This window comes from Gluconobacter sp. Dm-74, from assembly GCF_018256135.1.
Taxonomy (GTDB): Bacteria; Pseudomonadota; Alphaproteobacteria; order Acetobacterales; family Acetobacteraceae; genus Gluconobacter; species Gluconobacter cadivus.
Genome location: NZ_JAERLX010000003.1, coordinates 430,410 through 445,940 on the forward strand (window position 1 = coordinate 430,410; position 15,531 = coordinate 445,940).

Genomic DNA, 15,531 nt, shown 5'->3' on the forward strand with positions numbered 1-15,531 from the left:
ATGCGCGGCAGCTATGTGTCTCATGCATGGAAACATAGGCGAAAGTCGCCACATTGCCAACGCGGATTGATTGCATGGGTGAAACTGGGCTGTTGACTGTGCCTTCAATGCCCCGGCGGAACGGCCATGCAGGCCATTCCCTGTCCGGAAAGAGTTGAGCAGGCTTCGGCGGCTCCAACGCGGCTGATCCCTGTCAGGCGCGCGCGCCAGACAGTGGTGCCATGACTTGGTGTAGGGTGGACTTCGATTCGAGCAGACTGAAGCGGTGTGAAAGCTGCCTGCCGTGCCATGGTAGCGGCGAATTTCGCCTGTCCGATACTGCCAAAGGCCCCTACCTGAACGGCCCAGGACCCATAGCTTCCTGGCCGGTGATAGCCCACGACCACTGTGGTCGATTCCGTAGGTTGAACCGGAAGCGTATGCGGCGTCTGCATGACGGGAGGCGCAGGGAGAGGACGGGACGCGACCGTGGCAGAGGGCGGAGGGAGCTGAGAGGCCCCAACAGGCTGGATGGCACAGGGGACGTTCGGATCGTAGGCGTCGTCCGGATTGCAGGGCACGGCACTGGGAGCGGCGATCGGTTCTGCAATCGGTGTCTGGGCCGCAGCGCTCGTGACATGTCGGCTTGCCCAGACCTGCTCGACGCTGCGCGAGGCCGTCATGACGGGCGCAGGAGTGCTCCGGGCCGCTGGCAGTCCGCCATAGGAGGCTCCGGACTGGGAGGCATTCAACTGATCGGCGCTGGCATAGGTGGCCAGAGGGCCTGTCATGGCAATCTGCGTGCCCAGATGAGGTGTGATGCTTGCAACGTAATTGACGGTTTCGTTGGGGAGTTGGCGTCCCTCGGAAAGGTACTCCTCAAGTCGCTGCGGCCCTGCATTGTAGGCCGCAAGAAAGGCCGGGGCTCCGTATTTTCTCGCGAGGATGCTGATATAGCCGGTGCCGGCCATGATGTTGTCATGAGGTTCGTAAGGGTCCGACCTCAAACCATAGCGCGAGCGCATGTCGGCGTAGGTCTGTGGCATGAGCTGCATCAGTCCCATGGCCCCGGAATGGGAGGTGATGGGCCGTCCGTCCAGAAACTGGTGGCCCCCCGATTCCTGATGGATGACGGCCCGGATCCAGTCCTGCGGAATCGAGAAGCGGCTGGCGGCCTGTAGGATGTAAGGCCGCCAAGGATCTTCGGCCGGTCCCGGTGCGCGGTAGGCCCCGCTTGAAGAATAATAGCGGTTATAAGGAGAACGCTGGGACGCGCAGCCCGCAAGGGCCGTGAGGCTCAGGATCATAGTTCCCGTCTGAAGGAAGACTTGCCTTTTCCTGAGCATCATAAACCCACTGTTAATCTTTTACGCAGATGATGAGCACTGTCCGAACGAGAAGGCAGGCAAACGGTGACGACGGAGACTCCGGAAAACGAAACCCCGGTCAAGAAGGGGGGTAAGCGCAAGATCATCATCCTTGCAGTGCTCGCATGCCTGCTTCTGACGGGTGGTGGAGCCTTTGCATGGAAGCATTTTCATCACGCGGCAACCCCGGCCGCCAAGACTGCTGCCCAGCCTGTGAAATGGACGACCATTACAATCCCGACCATTCTCTCCAATCTCGACTCCGGATCTGATCGGACACGATATGTCCGGATCGGCGCGCGGCTGGAGGTTGAAGACGGGAAGAATGCCGAAAATGTCGCCGCCCTGATGCCTCAGATTCAGGATGCTTTCCAGACCTGCCTGCATGGGATGCAGCCCTCGGAGCTTTCCGGAAGCGGCATCTATCGTTTGCGGGAAACAATGCTGGCCCAGATCACCAATATCGTGGCGCCTCTTCGGGTCAGGGATCTCTTTTTCGTAGAGGTGCTGGTTCAGTGAGCGACGACCAACAGGCCGACACCACGTTTGCAGATCAGGATCCCGGGATACCTGCGGCGGCTTTCCCGCTCGCCGGAAACGGATTTTCTGCTTTTGAACAAGGTAGCGATCAGGTTCTCAGCCAAGCCGAAATCGACAGCTTTTTTGGGAACGATTCGGCAGTCAGCGGCCCTTCGCACAGCAGCGGAATCGAACGTGTTGTCAGTACGTCTGGCATATCGTCCGAGCGCCTGCCCATGCTCGAAGTTGTTTTTGACCGTTTCACGCGGATCCTGACCACCAGCCTGCGGAATTTCACAAGCGACAATGTTGAAGCGTCCATGGACCGGCTGGGTTCCCAACGTTTTGGAGATTATCTCGAAAACGTTCCGGGGCAGGCCATGTTCGCGGTCTTCAAGGCGGAAGAATGGGACAATTACGGTATCATCGTACTGAGTTCTTCTTTGATCTACAGCATTGTCGATGCACTGCTCGGCGGCCATGTCCGAAACGATGGTCCGGCGATCGCCCGACAGACGGGCCGACATCACACAGCCATTGAACGCGCCCTGATCGAGCCTATGGTCAGAATTATTCTTGATGATCTGGAAACAAGTTTCAGCCCGCTCTGTGCGGTCAATTTTCATTTCGAGCGTCTCGAAATGAACTCACGTTTCGCAATGATCTGCCGGGCCGGGAACGGTGTGATTACCGCACGGTTCGGCATTGATATGGAAGGGCGCGGCGGGGACGTGGACGTTGTTCTGCCGCACGCTACACTCGAGCCGGTTCGGGACATTCTGCTTCAGCAGTTCATGGGAGAGAAATTCGGCCATGACGGGATGTGGGAGAGCCATCTGGCGGAGGAGCTCTGGCAAACGGATCTGACCCTTGATGCCGTTCTGGAAGAGCAAACCGTGGGTCTGAAAGAAATCATGAAGCTCGCCCCGGGAGATCAACTGGTTCTCCGCCGAAAACCTGACGCTCCCGTCACTCTGCGGTGTGGCGAACATGTTCTTTTTAAAGGGCGTGTCGGGCGAAAGCAGGGACAGGTGGCCGTCAAGATTGAAGAAGTTCTTAACCAGAAACCCGGTACTGATCGTGCCGCATCCTATAGCTGATCGGAGCATATTTCATGGACAGATTTCAGCTTGGGATCGAAATTGCCCTTTCAGTGCTGCTTCTGGTGACTATTTTTTACAGCCTTTATCTGGGGCGGGCCCTGTCCGTGCTGCGGCGTGACCGGGGCCAACTCGACGCCCTGATTTCCAGCCTTCAGTCCAGCAGCGCTCAGGCTCAGTCCGGCATTGATCATCTGCGTCAGACCACGGAACTCGTAGGTCGTGCTCTGGGCAAGACGGTTGAGTCCGGCAAGAGCCTGAAACGGGACCTGGCTATGCTCTGTGACCGCTCGGAAACTCTTGCCCAGCAGCTGGAATCTCTGCTGCCCGCCGGGCGTGTCGCAGCTAAAGCCGCGCATCGGGTTGAAGAAATGCCTGAGGAAACGTCGTTTCGTTCAGCGCTCCGTCTGAAGCCGGAGGAGGTGCGGACGATGAAACCCAGTGGCAGCAAGAGTGCGGCCGAGCGTGAGCTTCTGCGCGCTCTGCGTCAGAAGCAGGGATAACCAGGGCATGTTTTTCCGTATTCTGCATCTCGCCTGCGGCCTGATGATTGTTCTTCTCGGGGTTAAGGTTTACGCGATTGCGGGCGATCTGATGGGCGATACAGACACCCCGTCGTCCGCCCTGGCCACTGTCGCCATGGCTCAACCTCAACCTGTTGTGCCTGTAGTGGCGCCTCCTCAGGTTCAGCCTCCCAAGCCTGCTGAAACCGTTCCTTCTGCCACTGTGGCTTCTCCGAAAACCGATGATCTGTGTGCCAAAGGGGGATGCAAGGGGCCTGCACCCGCAGATGTGCCTTCTTTGGTCCAGCCAGCTGATCCTGCTCTTGCTGAGCAACTTGCTTCACGGGAGAAAGAACTGGATCGCAGGGATGCGGCTCTGAATGACCGTCAACGTCTTGTTGATGCTGCTGAGGAAGAACTCCAGCGCCGCATGACTGCGCTGGAAAATTCCCGAACTGCGCTTGAAAGCAGCGAGCAACATACGGACCAGTTGCGGAACGATGACGCGGATCGGCTCGTCAAAATCTATCAGACGATGAGGCCGGAAGATGCTGCTGCGATCTTCAACATTCTTGATTTGCGCGTTGGTGTGGCGCTCCTCAACAGGATGAACCCTCGCAAGGCTTCAGCCATCATGGAAGCAATGTCGCCTCAGCGCGCCATTCTGGCGACGCAGCTCTTGGCAAATTCCCACGCACGACCTGTCTCCCGGATGGGTGGCAACGGATGAAAAGGGCGATCCTGGCCGCAGTTCTGGGTTTTTCTTCCTTTGGAGGAGAAGTCGCCGCGCAGACCAGAACGTCCAGTGTAAAATCCGGACCAGAGAAAGGCCATGTCAGTCCTGCAACAGATGAGAAGCTGTTGCCTGATGGATGGTCGTTTCTGAACGATCCTGCTCCCCTTTTCTCGCATCCGGAAAAAGCCGTGCAGGAGAAACGGATATCAGCGCATTCTGCTCCGCTATCCGAACCTCGGCCTCAGGTTGTGAATGCGCCTTCCGTAGCGTCCATGCAGATTCCCGATGCGACCGGGCTTTGGCTGCCGCTTGGGGAACTAACGCCTGTCGCGGCCTTTCGGAACGGTCAGAATATCGTCCTTGTGGCGGCCGGACGGCATGCTCTTGATACGGCAGGCCTGTCTGGTGTCGGGCCCTTCACGTCCGTCTCCAGCAGACTTCTCCCTGATGTAACGGTTATCACCATCGGAGTGTCTGATGATCGTGATCCGGTTTTGCGTCCTGTGGGGGCGGGGTGGACGGTTTCGATCGCTTCTGACGTAAAGCCTCAGGCTGATATGCTGCTGGGGCAGGACGGAAACGCATTGACGTTCACATCGCCTGTTCAGGATGGGTTGCCACAGGTCGTGGCACTGGATGATCCGGCTTCGGGTCGGAGGCTGCTGCTGGGAATGACGCGATCGGGACGTATCGAACAGCCCATGCGCCGTCAGGGAAGCGGCTTTGCAGTTCGAAGCAGTCTGATGGGTGTGGTGGTTGCGGCTGATTCTGACGAGATCGAATTGCGTCAGGCGGCAGGAAAGCTGGTTCTGGATACGATGGGGCCGGGCAGTTTTCCTTTGATGGCGTCCAACCGGCTTCAACCCTATGGCTCCTCCCTGAGTGGCGTCAGTCTGGGATCCGGAGCACCAGAAGAACTGCGCGAGGCGCTTAGAAGGAGTGTGAATGCTGCCGCTCTGGCTTCGTCGGCTGACCGGTTTGAGGCTCGTATGCGGGTTGCTCAGGCGGCAGCGCGCGCGGGGAATGGACCGCTTCTGGGTGAAGTCATGCAGGTGGCATTACAGGACTGGCCTGAAGGCGCGGAAAAACCTGAGGCGCGCCGGTTGCAACAGATTTCGGCCGTGCTTAACCAGCGCGAAGTCTCATCCTATCTGACTGAAGATGGAGGGAGTACTCCTGAGGATCAGCTCTGGCGCGGGATGATGCGCATGCTTATGCCGCCTACCAGTCGGGCTGGGCAGACTGCATCAGGGACGCTGGAAAGCGACCATAGCCATACGGCAGACCTGATTGCGACTGGCTTGCCTGTTCTTCAGGCATATGCGGCCCCTTTGCGAGACCGTCTCATGCCGTCTGCCGCCCAGTGGGTGGCGCGATATGGCAATGAAAACGCGACGAAAATTCTTGAGCAGTTTCCAGATGATCCGCAGGTGGCTCTCGCGAAAGCGCTTCTGGCGGCTCGCCGGAATGCACCGGATGCAGAAGAGAAGCTGAAGGCGCTGTCACATGAAACGTCGCCCCTGGTCTGGCCGGTGGCGCGAGAAGCGCTGCTTCGACAGGCATTGGACAGAAAAACCCTGCCGTCGCAGGCTGTGGCCGATCAGGTTGATGGCATTTTGCCGGCACTTCGGATCGCGGGTCGGGAAAAGAATGCCCGGCTTTTGCAGATTGAGGCGCTGATGAACGGTGGCAATCTCGCAGGTGCTGCTGCGGCGATTCAGGAATGGAATCGCCTCTATCCTGACGATAGGTCCGAGGTTGAGTCCCAGAAGGCGGATATCATCCGCCGTATGGCGCAGGCGCCTTCTTCAGGGGGAAGGCAGAATATGGATGAAGTTGCGTTTCTGAAGGATGCGCTGAACGGAGCTTCAGAGAACGTTTCCTTACAGCGGGATATTCTCGATGGTCTGGCGCGTCGTTATGAAGCCATGGGGCTGCCGGATCAGGAACGGGATGCTCTGAGGAAGCTTGCGGATCTCCAGAGTGGGGCGCAGGGCATGGCCGTCCGGATCCGGCTAGCCAAGCTGGAGCTGGATATGGGAGATGCCAAGGCAGCGCGGCAGGATCTCTCGGCGTTTGCCGAAGGCTCTCCTGATGCGGCGCTGGCTCTGCCGGGAGGCAGCAGCAGTCAGTCCGTGGAGGTTGCGCTTTTGCGTGCGCAGATTGCGCTGGCCGATCATCGTTCGGATGAAGCAGCGGGCGAGCTTGCCACCATTCGGGATCCGCGGGCCTGGACGCTGCGGGCCCAGATAGCTGAAAAGGCAGGGGAGTGGTCCCGGGCGGTGGAGGCCCTGACGCCCATGCTGGACGCGCTGCCTGGGGCTGGCGAGGCGGCGAAGGTGCTGCTTTCTCCTGACCAGCAGGCTCTCATTCTTCGGATTGGCGGAGATGCGTCCAGAGCGCAGGATCAGCAGACGCTCAGAAATCTTCAGACCCGGTTTGGTCCGTCGATGAAAGGGACAGCCTCTGAAGGTGTTTTCACTCTGTTGACGGGGAGCAAGGATGGTGCTGCGACGCCACCCGTCTCGGCTGGTGGTTAATGCCCTTTCGGGGGAGGGCTGATGGGACGATGCCCTTCGAGAAAAACCCTGATGCCGTAAGCCATGAATTCCTCGAGCTTTTCTTTTGAACGGCTCGGTTTGCAATGTGTGAGGCGTCCCAGCGTCGGGCCGCCGAGTGTCATGCCGAAAAGGAGGTCCGAGGCTTCTGTGATGTCGGGAATGTCCAGTCTGCCTGCTTCGGACTGAATGGTCATCCAGTTCTGAATGGGCAGAACGCGCCCCGAGAGCTGAAACAGATCTGCGACCAGTTGCCGGACAGCGGGGTTGCGGCTCGTTTCCGTAATGACGGAGCGCAGCAGGCTCAGACGCTCATCACAGAACATGCAGGCAGCAATACTGGTCATGAGGCCCAGAAGCTGTTTTTCCATGGAGTCTGTGGGGACGGGCGTGTAGTTTATGGGAGCGAACAGCCGCTCGAGGATCAGCGTTTCGAACAGGACCTGCTTGGAGTCGAAAAACTGGTAGAGAGTTTTTTTGGACATTCCCGAGCAGGACGCGATGCTGTCCATCGACGTGGCATGATAGCCGTGCGTGATCAGGACCGAACTGGCGGCGTCGAGAATCCGGTTGCGTCTTTCCGCTTCGTCGAGCTGCGCTGGGCGGCCACAGCAGGACTGTTTCCGGTCTTCGGACTGGCTGCTCGACTGACTGGGCAAGATGAACTCCGATATTATTTCACAGACCGAATTGACGTCTGTCAAAGAAACCCGCTAGTTTCCGTCCTCGCGGGAAACTAGCGGGTTTCTGTATCACAGGATAGCGGCCGTATCATGCCTTCTTTTCAGAAAATGTCTTTGAATTGTTCTGCTGCCCTGTCTCCGGTCGGTTCGTGGGGTGGGAGGGGCAGTTTTCTGGTGCCGCTTCTGGCGCTCCCGCTGCTGGTGGCAGGGTGTCAGAAAAAAACGCCCCCTCCCCAGATGCCGCCCCAGCCTGTCGATGTGGTCACGCTCAAGACCCAGCCGGTCACGCTTGAGACGTCCCTGCCGGGACGGACGGATGCTTACGAACAGGCGCAGATCCGTCCGCAGGTGAATGGTGTCATTGTCTCGCGTGATTTCGAACAGGGTGCGGATGTCAAGGCTGGGCAGCAGCTTTTCCAGATCTATATCGCGCCGTATCAGGCCGCTTACGATCAGGCAAAGGCGCAGTTGCTGAACGCACAGGCCGTGTCGGCGCGGGCAGACGGGCAGCTCAAGCGCTATCGTCCGCTGGTGGCGGCTCATGCCGTGAGTTCGCAGGACTATGATAATACGCTGGCAACGGCGCGTGAGGCCGAAGCACAGGTGGCACAGGCGAAAGCAGCGCTGGAAGCAGCAGCCGTCAACCTGAATTACACGCATGTTCGTGCGCCCATCAGTGGGCGTATTGGTCGTACGCTTTATACGGCGGGTGCGCTTCTGACGGCGGGGCAGACCCAGCCGGTTGCGGTTGTGACACGGCTCGATCCGATTTACGTGGACGTCAATCTGGCCGCCACCGACATGTTGCGTCTGAAGCGGGAACTGGCGGATGGGCAGCTGGAGCGGAATGGCACGGATGCGGCGGTCAGTCTGCGGCTGGAAGACAACACCGAATATCCGGTGCGTGGAAAGCTCCAGCTTTCCGAAGTCACGGTAGATCCGGCAACCGGAACGCTCGTCATGCGTGCTGTTTTCCCGAACCCCGATCATCTGCTTCTGCCGGGCATGTTCGTGAATGCCCATATTCAGGAAGGCATTGATCCGCACGGTATGCTGGTGCCGCAGGTTGCGGTGGCACGGGATGCCAAGGGCAATCCTTATGTCATGGTCGTGGACGGCGAGAACAAGGTCAGCCAGCGTTCCATTCAGGTCCTGCGGACGGTCGGCGAGTCCTGGCTCGTTTCGGACGGTCTGAAGGCAGGCGAGAAGGTGATTGTGAGCGGCCTGCAGAAAGTGCAGCCGGGTGCAAAGGTGGCACCGCATGAAGCGCCTCCTGCACCGCCTGCGGGAAAGGCGGAGTAACCCCGCATGTCATTGTCCCGCTTCTTCATTGACCGGCCCATCTTTGCGTGGGTGATCGGTCTGATCATCATGCTCGTTGGTGGTGTCGCGATCACGCGCATGCCGATTGCGCAGTATCCGAACATTGCACCGCCCCAGATTGCCATTTCGGTCATGTATCCGGGTGCATCTGCCGAGACGGTGAACAACACGGTTGTCCGCCCGATCCTTCAGCAGATGTATGGTCTGGATCATCTCGAATACCTGTCGGCCTCGTCTTATGCGAGCGGACAGATGGAGATTGACCTGACGTTCGAGCAGGGGACGAACCCTGACATCGCGCAGGTTCAGGTTCAGAACAAGCTTCAGCTGGCCCAGCCGCGTCTGCCGGCGGAAGTGACGGCACAGGGTCTGAGCATCACGAAGGCGACCAAGAACTTCATGATGGTCGTGGCCTTCATTTCCGAAGATGGCAGCATGTCCGGGCAGGACATCTCGGATTATGTCGCGTCCAATATTTCCGACCCGCTGTCGCGTGTTTCGGGCGTGGGCGATCATACGCTGTTTGGTTCCGAATATGCGATGCGCGTCTGGCTGGACCCGTCGAAGCTCTACAATTTCGGCCTGACGGTCGGCGATGTCCAGTCCGCCATTCAGGCGCAGAACATCCAGGTTTCTTCGGGTGAGCTTGGCGGTCTGCCAGCCAAGAAGGGCATCGGGTTCGATGCCACGATCATTGGTCCGACCCGTCTGAGCACGCCTGACCAGTTCAAGGAAATCCTGCTCAAGGTGCAGCAGGATGGCAGTCAGGTGCGTCTGAAGGACGTGGCGCGGGTCGAGCTTGGGGCGCAGAGCTATGCTCTGGGATCGTCTTACAACAACCATCCGGCCGCCGCGATGGCACTCAAGCTTGCGCCAGGGGCGAACCAGCTCAAAACCGAGGCTGCCGTTCGGGCACGTCTGGGTGAACTGAGCCGTTATTTCCCGCAGGGTCTGAAGCTCGTCTATCCGCTGGATACCGAGCCGTTCATCACGCTCTCCATTCATGAAGTGGTCGAAACGCTGATCGAGGCGATTGTCCTCGTGTTCATCGTGATGCTGATCTTCCTGCAGAACTTCCGCGCCACGCTGATCCCGACGATTGCCGTGCCGGTCGTTCTTTTGGGAACGTTCGGGCTGATGTCCATCGTGGGCTACAGTATCAACACGCTGACCATGCTGGCCATGGTGCTGGCGGTCGGCCTGCTGGTCGATGACGCGATCGTGGTGGTCGAGAACGTCGAACGTGTGATGACGGACAAAGGGCTGTCACCGAAAGAAGCGGCCCGCGTCTCCATGGACGAGATTTCGGGCGCGCTTGTGGGCATCGTGCTGGTGCTGACGGCGGTGTTCCTGCCGATGGCGGCCTTTGGCGGTTCCACGGGTGTGATCTATCGCCAGTTCTCCATCACGATCGTCGCGGCCATGTGGCTGTCGGTTCTGGTGGCAATGGTCATGACGCCGGCCCTCTGTGCGTCCATGCTCAAGCCGACCCACAAGGGGCATGATCGTGGGCCCGCAGCCTGGTTCAACCGGACGTTCGATCGCATGACGAACGGCTATATCGGCGGCGTGAAATGGCTGATCCGCGTGCCGGTGGTCAGTATGATCGGGTTCGTTCTTCTGACGGCGCTCGTCGGGTTCCTGTTCATGCGCGTGCCGGGCGGATTCCTGCCGGACGAGGATCAGGGGATCATCTTCGGACAGGTCACAATGCGCAACGGGGCAACCGAAGCGCAGACGGCGGCCGTCAACCGCAAGATTACCGACTACGTTCTCAAGACCTACGGTCCGTATGTTGAATCCGTCTTCACCATGACGGGCTTCAGCTTCGCAGGTCAGGGGCAGAGTGCGGGTGCGTTCTTCATCCGTATGAAGCCGTGGGACCAGCGTCCGGGTTCTGCTCACACGACCATGACCGTGTCGCGTGAGATCATGATGCATTTCTGGATGGACCCGGAAGCGCAGATCTTCGCCGTCAATCCGCCTGCCGTGATGGAACTGGGCAATGCGACCGGCTTCGATCTGGAGCTGGAAGATACCGGACATCTGGGCCATGAAGCGCTGCTGGCCGCGCGAAACCAGATCCTGAGCGAAGCGGCGAAAAATCCGCTTCTGATGGCTGTTCGTCCGCTGGGCATGGACGATGCGCCGCAGTTCAAGCTCGATATTGATCGTGAGCGTGCCAATGCTTTCGGTCTGACGAATGCGGACATCAACACGACGATCGAAGGGGCGCTAGGCTCCATCTACGTCAACCAGTTCATGCGGAATGACCGCGTCAAGCAGGTCTATATCCAGGGTGAAGCCTGGGCGCGTATGACGCCGGAGGATCTGAACCGCTGGTATGTCCGCAATGCGATGGGGACGATGGTGCCGTTTAATGCCTTTGCCTCCGGGCACTGGGTCAACGGGCCGCAGAAGGTCGAGGACTATAATGGTCTGAACTCCTACGAAATCCAGGGTCAGCCGGCCGTGGGCGCAAGCTCGGGGCAGGCCATGACGGAAATGGAGAAGCTTCTGGCCAAGCTGCCGCGCGGCATCGGTTATGAGTGGACGGGTCTGTCGTTCGAACAGCTTGCTTCGGGTGGATCGACTGGGCCGCTTTATGCTCTGGCCGTTGTGGTCATCATGTTCTGTCTGGCGGCGCTTTATGAGAGCTGGGCCATTCCGTTCGCGGTGCTGCTCGTGCTCCCGCTCGGCGTGCTGGGTGCCATCGCATCGACGCTGGGACGCGGATTGGCCAACGACGTTTACTTCCAGGTCGGACTGCTCACGACGGTGGGTCTGTCGGTGAAGAACGCGATCCTGATTGTGGAATTCGCCAAAGCCTTCTTTGAAAGTGGCGAAAGTCTGGAAGATTCGGTTCTGGAAGCCGGACGCGAGCGTCTGCGTCCGATCCTCATGACGTCGATCGCCTTTGTCTGCGGTGTGTTTCCGCTGGCGATCGCGACCGGGGCTGGATCGGCGGCGCGTGTGGCGATCGGCACCTGTGTCGTGGGTGGCATGCTCTCGGCAACGCTGCTGGCGGTCTATTTCGTCCCGGTCTTCTTCGTGGTGGTGCTGCGTCTGTTCCGGGTCAGCCGGATCAGGGACCGGAAAGACCCGTACGCCCATCTGGACAACAAGGCGGCATCTGTCGCTGAAGGGGAGCACGGCGCATGAAGGCCCGTCTCGGACTGACTTCCGGATTTGCCGGGATGCTGATGCTCTCGGCCTGTAACATGGCGCCGGTTTACCACCGGCCCACGCAGGCCATCCAGAACAGCTACCCTGCAGATACGGCATCAAAGAACACGCCTGCGGCTCAGGCTGCGTCCAATCTCGGGTGGGAGGATTTCTTCACCGACCCGCGGTTGAAGGCGCTCGTGGCGCTGGCTCTGAAAAACAACCGCGACATCGCAGCGCAGCTTGATGCTGTGGGCGTCGCGCGCGGCCAGTACGAGATCCAGAATGCCTCGCTGTTCCCGATCATCTCGGCCGGTGGGCAGGGGATGTTCATGGCGCCATCCGACACGGCAGGTTTCTCGTTTGCGCCTGGCGTTGGTGAGCATATCTCGACCCTGCGTCTGTATCAGACGTCGATCGGGTTCTCGTCTTACGAAATCGATCTGTGGGGTCGCATCCGCAATCTGACGCGTCAGCAAAAGGAAACGGTGCTGAACAACGTCGAGAACGCGCGGAACGTTCTCATCACGACGGTCTCGCAGATCGGGACGACCTACATTCAGTGGCTGGCTGATCGCGAGCAGCTCCGGGTAACGCGTGCCACGCTGGCGTCCGAGCGCGATACGCTGCGGCTGACACAGCTTTCCTATGACAATGGCGAAACGGATGCGCTGACGCTGGCGCAGGTCAAGACACAGGTCGAGCAGGCTTCCGCCTACGAGGCGCAATATACGCGCGCTCTGGCGGATGACGAGCATGCGCTTCAGCTTCTCGTGGGCTCGCCGCTGCCTTCGACTTTGCCGGAACCGGCGCCTTTCGGATCGCAGACCATGATCACGGATCTGCCGGAGGGTCTGCCTTCGGATTTGCTGGAGCAGCGGCCAGACGTCCGTGCGGCGGAGCATACCCTGCTCGGGGCCAATGCCAATGTGGGTGCAGCGCGTGCGGCGTTCTTCCCCCGCTTTACGCTGACGGCTTCGGAAGGCACCAGTTCGCTGCAGTTCCGCAAGCTGTTCACGCCGGGTGCCGAAACCTGGAGCATCTCCCCGTCCATCAGCATTCCGCTGCTGACATGGGGGCAGAGCGAAGGGAACCTGATGATGGCCAAGGCGCAGTCCCGTCAGAATGCAGCGCAGTATGAAAAAACCGTACAGTCGGCGTTCCGTGAAGTTTCGGATGCGTTGACGGCACGGGAAACCTACACGACTCAGCAGCGCCACATGGACGAGCTGGTGGCGCAGTCGCAGCAGGCGTTCGATCTGGCCAACATGCGCTACAAGGCAGGCATTGACAGCTATCTGACCACCCTGACGCAGCAGCGCACCCTCTATCAGGCGCAGCAGAACGACATCATGGTCAAGGCCGCGCGGTTCCAGAACATTGTGACATTGTATCGCGCGCTCGGTGGTGGGTGGAGCCAGAAGACGGTTTCGCCTAAGGTGCCCGTACAAACGCACTGACCGGAGAGCATCATGCGCAGGTTGATTGTCCCAGTACTGGCCGTTCTTGCCGTTTCAGGCGCGGCCCTTGGTACGGCTGTGGCGCAGGATGCGGATGACGGTCCCAAGAAGCCGAGCATGCATGACCTGTATCACAACTCGTCGCTGCCCAAGAGCCATGCCGATTTTAGCCGGTATCGGTATCGTCCGCCGGGGGACAAGGTGATCGAGCAGCCGGATGCCTTCCGGCTGCTGTTCCAGACGAAGGACGGTCAGCCGGACGGCTATGCCGAACGGCGGGGAACGTCAGTCTTTTATTATGACCGCTACGGCAAGCTGCGTCAGATCCAGCCTCTGCCGGAGGATGAACCGGTCAACTGAATGCTCTCTTGATAAAAGCCGCTCTGACCTGTCAGGGCGGTTTTTTTATTCAGGGTTGCGGGCCGGATGCCGCTCCGGCAGAAATTTCGGGTTTCCAGAGCCGGTATCCGTTTGCTGCCAGCACGACAAAACCGGCATAGAGCAGGGCTGTCGGATAAAGGCCACGGCTGATGAACAGGGCCACATAGGCGCTGTCCACCACGATCCATAGCAGCCAGGTTTCGCGATAGCGCATGGTATCCCAGTACTGGGCGAGAATGCTGTAGGCCGTGAGAGTGGCGTCCATGATGGGGGTGGGATCGTTGGTGAAGCGGGCAAGGACGAACGCCCAGACAGCACTTCCCGTCGCGCCGCAGAGCAGCCCTTTCAGAAGTGTGGGGCGTGTCGGACGGCGGACTTGGATCCTACCATCCGGTTTCGCCATCTGGCGCCAGTGCTGCCAGCCGTAGACGACATACAGGCAGAATGCGATCTGAAGCCCGGCATCGGCGTACAGCCTAGCGTGAAGGAAAATCCAGGAATACAGCCCTGTCGCGGCCAGAGACACGGGCCAGCAGATCATGCTGCGCTGCGATGTCAGCCAGACGGCCAGCGCGCTGAGGACGGCGCCCAGAATTTCGATCAGGGACATGGCGCCGTCTGGAGAAGATGCGTCAGCTTGTACAGGAACTGCTGGCCTGTGGGGGACGAGAACCAGTGGGCGTGGCCCAGAAGATAGTCCGTATAGGCGGCTTTTACCCCGGCTCTGTCGTGAACGAGTGTTTCGTAATACGCGACTTCGGACAGGGCATATTCGACGTGAACGAGAGGCAGGAAAAGCGGCACCAGACGGCGTTCTTCCGCCGAAAGGGCATAGTGTGTCCGATAGCCTGACAGGAAGGCTTCGAGGCGGTCGAGACTGACAGGACAGTTGTTTTCGGGATCGAGCCACGCGATAGCGGTGCGCTCGATGGCGACAGCGAGGTCGTAAGCGACGCAGGTGCGGTCCGACATGCCGAAATCAAGAATACCGCAGACCTGCGCTTCCGGTCCGGTGCCGGTCCAGAACAGGTTTGACGGGTGCCAGTCGCCATGGCCCCAGCGGGGCTGGAATGTGCCGAGATGTGGCTTCAGTCGTTCATGAAAGGGCAGGAGGGCCTGCGGGAGATCGTCGCGCCAGCGGTGGTGTGTCAAGGCTTCGGCAAGCCCGGCCTGATGTGGGAGCCAGCGTTCCAGCCCGGTCATCAGGTCGGAAGATGTGATGACCTCGAAGGTGGAGAGGAGCGGGCGGCGGGAAGGGCGCGCAGGGGCGTCGAAGCTTCTGGACGCCGCGTGAAGCTGGCCCAGACGCTGCCCGCCGGAAAAGGCGTGTCGGGCGTTGTGGAACGGTTCCCAGGACTGCACGGTCTCGTACAAATCATGGCCGGGCATGATGGAAAAAACTTCGTAGGCGGATCCGTTGAGATCGAGTGCAGCCTCCCCGCTTTTGGTGCGCCATGTCTGGCCGACCGGCACGCCCTGTTCAGCCAGATGTGTGATGAAGCGGTGTTCTTCCGCAAGGGCTGTCGCATCGCGCAGGCAATGATCGTGGCGTTTGAGGAAAACGCGGCTTCCATTCTCCAGCAGAACGACGCCCGTGGAGGAAAAGGGGCGTCGTCCGTGCCAAATGACCTGTCTTGCGGGGGAAGGAAGCGGAAAACGGGAGAGGACATTGCGAGCCTCTGCGTCGGACAGTGCGGGCCAGTCCCGCCTGCTTTCGGGACCATTGACGCCGAACTGTCCGGAAGCCTCCGCCATGC

At 59.7% G+C, this 15,531-nt stretch carries 13 protein-coding genes; 9 read left to right on the forward strand and 4 right to left on the reverse strand.

Annotation, left to right across the window (positions count from 1 at the left end; genetic code table 11):
• Positions 1-104: 104 nt before the first annotated feature.
• Entirely contained in the window at positions 105-1,328 is a 1,224-nt protein-coding gene (locus tag JK208_RS07505; protein WP_211575192.1) for a transglycosylase SLT domain-containing protein, read from the reverse strand.
• 63 nt (positions 1,329-1,391) lie between these two features.
• On the opposite strand from JK208_RS07505, the gene JK208_RS07510 reads away from it, so the two are divergent.
• The 5 genes from JK208_RS07510 to JK208_RS07530 are packed head-to-tail and all read left to right on the forward strand — an operon-like array spanning position 1,392 to position 6,744.
• Positions 1,392-1,865 carry a flagellar basal body-associated FliL family protein gene (locus tag JK208_RS07510; RefSeq protein ID WP_194261257.1) on the forward strand — a complete coding sequence of 158 codons (474 nt, stop codon included), beginning with the start codon at positions 1,392-1,394 and terminating at the stop codon, positions 1,863-1,865.
• Positions 1,862-2,965, forward strand: a complete 1,104-nt coding sequence (fliM, locus tag JK208_RS07515) for a flagellar motor switch protein FliM (protein ID WP_211575193.1) — start codon at positions 1,862-1,864, stop codon at positions 2,963-2,965. Before JK208_RS07510 ends, fliM begins: the two co-directional genes overlap by 4 nt.
• A gap of 14 nt (positions 2,966-2,979) precedes the next feature.
• Complete coding sequence (locus tag JK208_RS07520) at positions 2,980-3,468, forward strand: DUF6468 domain-containing protein (RefSeq protein ID WP_211575194.1); 489 nt, start codon at positions 2,980-2,982, stop codon at positions 3,466-3,468.
• Between the two features lie 7 nt (positions 3,469-3,475).
• Positions 3,476-4,198 (forward strand): MotE family protein, encoded by a 723-nt coding sequence (locus JK208_RS07525; RefSeq protein WP_211575195.1) that lies wholly within the window; start codon positions 3,476-3,478, stop codon positions 4,196-4,198.
• Positions 4,195-6,744, forward strand: a complete 2,550-nt coding sequence (locus tag JK208_RS07530; RefSeq protein WP_211575196.1) for a lipopolysaccharide assembly protein LapB — start codon at positions 4,195-4,197, stop codon at positions 6,742-6,744. Before JK208_RS07525 ends, JK208_RS07530 begins: the two co-directional genes overlap by 4 nt.
• Here JK208_RS07530 and JK208_RS07535 read toward each other — a convergent pair.
• Positions 6,741-7,421, reverse strand: a complete 681-nt coding sequence (locus tag JK208_RS07535; RefSeq protein WP_249201995.1) for a TetR/AcrR family transcriptional regulator — start codon at positions 7,419-7,421, stop codon at positions 6,741-6,743. The genes JK208_RS07530 and JK208_RS07535 overlap by 4 nt on opposite strands.
• Positions 7,422-7,535: 114 nt before the next feature.
• Here JK208_RS07535 and JK208_RS07540 point away from each other — a divergent pair, with 114 nt between their 5' ends.
• From JK208_RS07540 to JK208_RS07555, 4 genes are read left to right on the forward strand one after another with little or no spacing between them, the layout of a single operon-like run.
• A complete protein-coding gene (locus JK208_RS07540; RefSeq protein ID WP_211575198.1) occupies positions 7,536-8,747 on the forward strand; it encodes an efflux RND transporter periplasmic adaptor subunit in 1,212 nt (403 codons plus the stop codon).
• Positions 8,748-8,753: 6 nt separating this feature from the next.
• Positions 8,754-11,930 carry an efflux RND transporter permease subunit gene (locus tag JK208_RS07545; RefSeq protein ID WP_283092413.1) on the forward strand — a complete coding sequence of 1,059 codons (3,177 nt, stop codon included), beginning with the start codon at positions 8,754-8,756 and terminating at the stop codon, positions 11,928-11,930.
• Positions 11,927-13,393 (forward strand): efflux transporter outer membrane subunit, encoded by a 1,467-nt coding sequence (locus JK208_RS07550; protein WP_211575199.1) that lies wholly within the window; start codon positions 11,927-11,929, stop codon positions 13,391-13,393. Before JK208_RS07545 ends, JK208_RS07550 begins: the two co-directional genes overlap by 4 nt.
• Before the next feature lie 12 nt (positions 13,394-13,405).
• Positions 13,406-13,753: a hypothetical protein gene (locus JK208_RS07555; RefSeq protein WP_211575200.1), complete on the forward strand. Its 348-nt coding sequence runs from the start codon at positions 13,406-13,408 to the stop codon at positions 13,751-13,753.
• 49 nt (positions 13,754-13,802) lie between these two features.
• Here JK208_RS07555 and pnuC read toward each other — a convergent pair whose 3' ends face one another.
• The gene (gene pnuC / locus JK208_RS07560) at positions 13,803-14,384 is read right to left on the reverse strand and encodes a nicotinamide riboside transporter PnuC (RefSeq protein ID WP_211575201.1); all 582 of its coding nucleotides are present in this window, start codon (positions 14,382-14,384) and stop codon (positions 13,803-13,805) included.
• A complete protein-coding gene (locus JK208_RS07565) occupies positions 14,375-15,529 on the reverse strand; it encodes a phosphotransferase enzyme family protein (RefSeq protein ID WP_211575202.1) in 1,155 nt (384 codons plus the stop codon). The genes pnuC and JK208_RS07565 overlap by 10 nt, the downstream gene beginning before the upstream one ends.
• Positions 15,530-15,531 lie beyond the last annotated feature (2 nt).

Coding starts and splice junctions, on each gene's coding strand:
- JK208_RS07505 (WP_211575192.1), bottom strand. CDS start 1,328: ATGATGCTCAGGAAAAGGCAAGTCTTCCTTCAGACGGGAACTATGATC.
- JK208_RS07520 (WP_211575194.1), top strand. CDS start 2,980: ATGGACAGATTTCAGCTTGGGATCGAAATTGCCCTTTCAGTGCTGCTT.
- JK208_RS07525 (WP_211575195.1), top strand. CDS start 3,476: ATGTTTTTCCGTATTCTGCATCTCGCCTGCGGCCTGATGATTGTTCTT.
- JK208_RS07530 (WP_211575196.1), top strand. CDS start 4,195: ATGAAAAGGGCGATCCTGGCCGCAGTTCTGGGTTTTTCTTCCTTTGGA.
- JK208_RS07540 (WP_211575198.1), top strand. CDS start 7,536: ATGCCTTCTTTTCAGAAAATGTCTTTGAATTGTTCTGCTGCCCTGTCT.
- JK208_RS07545 (WP_283092413.1), top strand. CDS start 8,754: ATGTCATTGTCCCGCTTCTTCATTGACCGGCCCATCTTTGCGTGGGTG.
- JK208_RS07550 (WP_211575199.1), top strand. CDS start 11,927: ATGAAGGCCCGTCTCGGACTGACTTCCGGATTTGCCGGGATGCTGATG.
- JK208_RS07555 (WP_211575200.1), top strand. CDS start 13,406: ATGCGCAGGTTGATTGTCCCAGTACTGGCCGTTCTTGCCGTTTCAGGC.
- pnuC (WP_211575201.1), bottom strand. CDS start 14,384: ATGTCCCTGATCGAAATTCTGGGCGCCGTCCTCAGCGCGCTGGCCGTC.
- JK208_RS07565 (WP_211575202.1), bottom strand. CDS start 15,529: ATGGCGGAGGCTTCCGGACAGTTCGGCGTCAATGGTCCCGAAAGCAGG.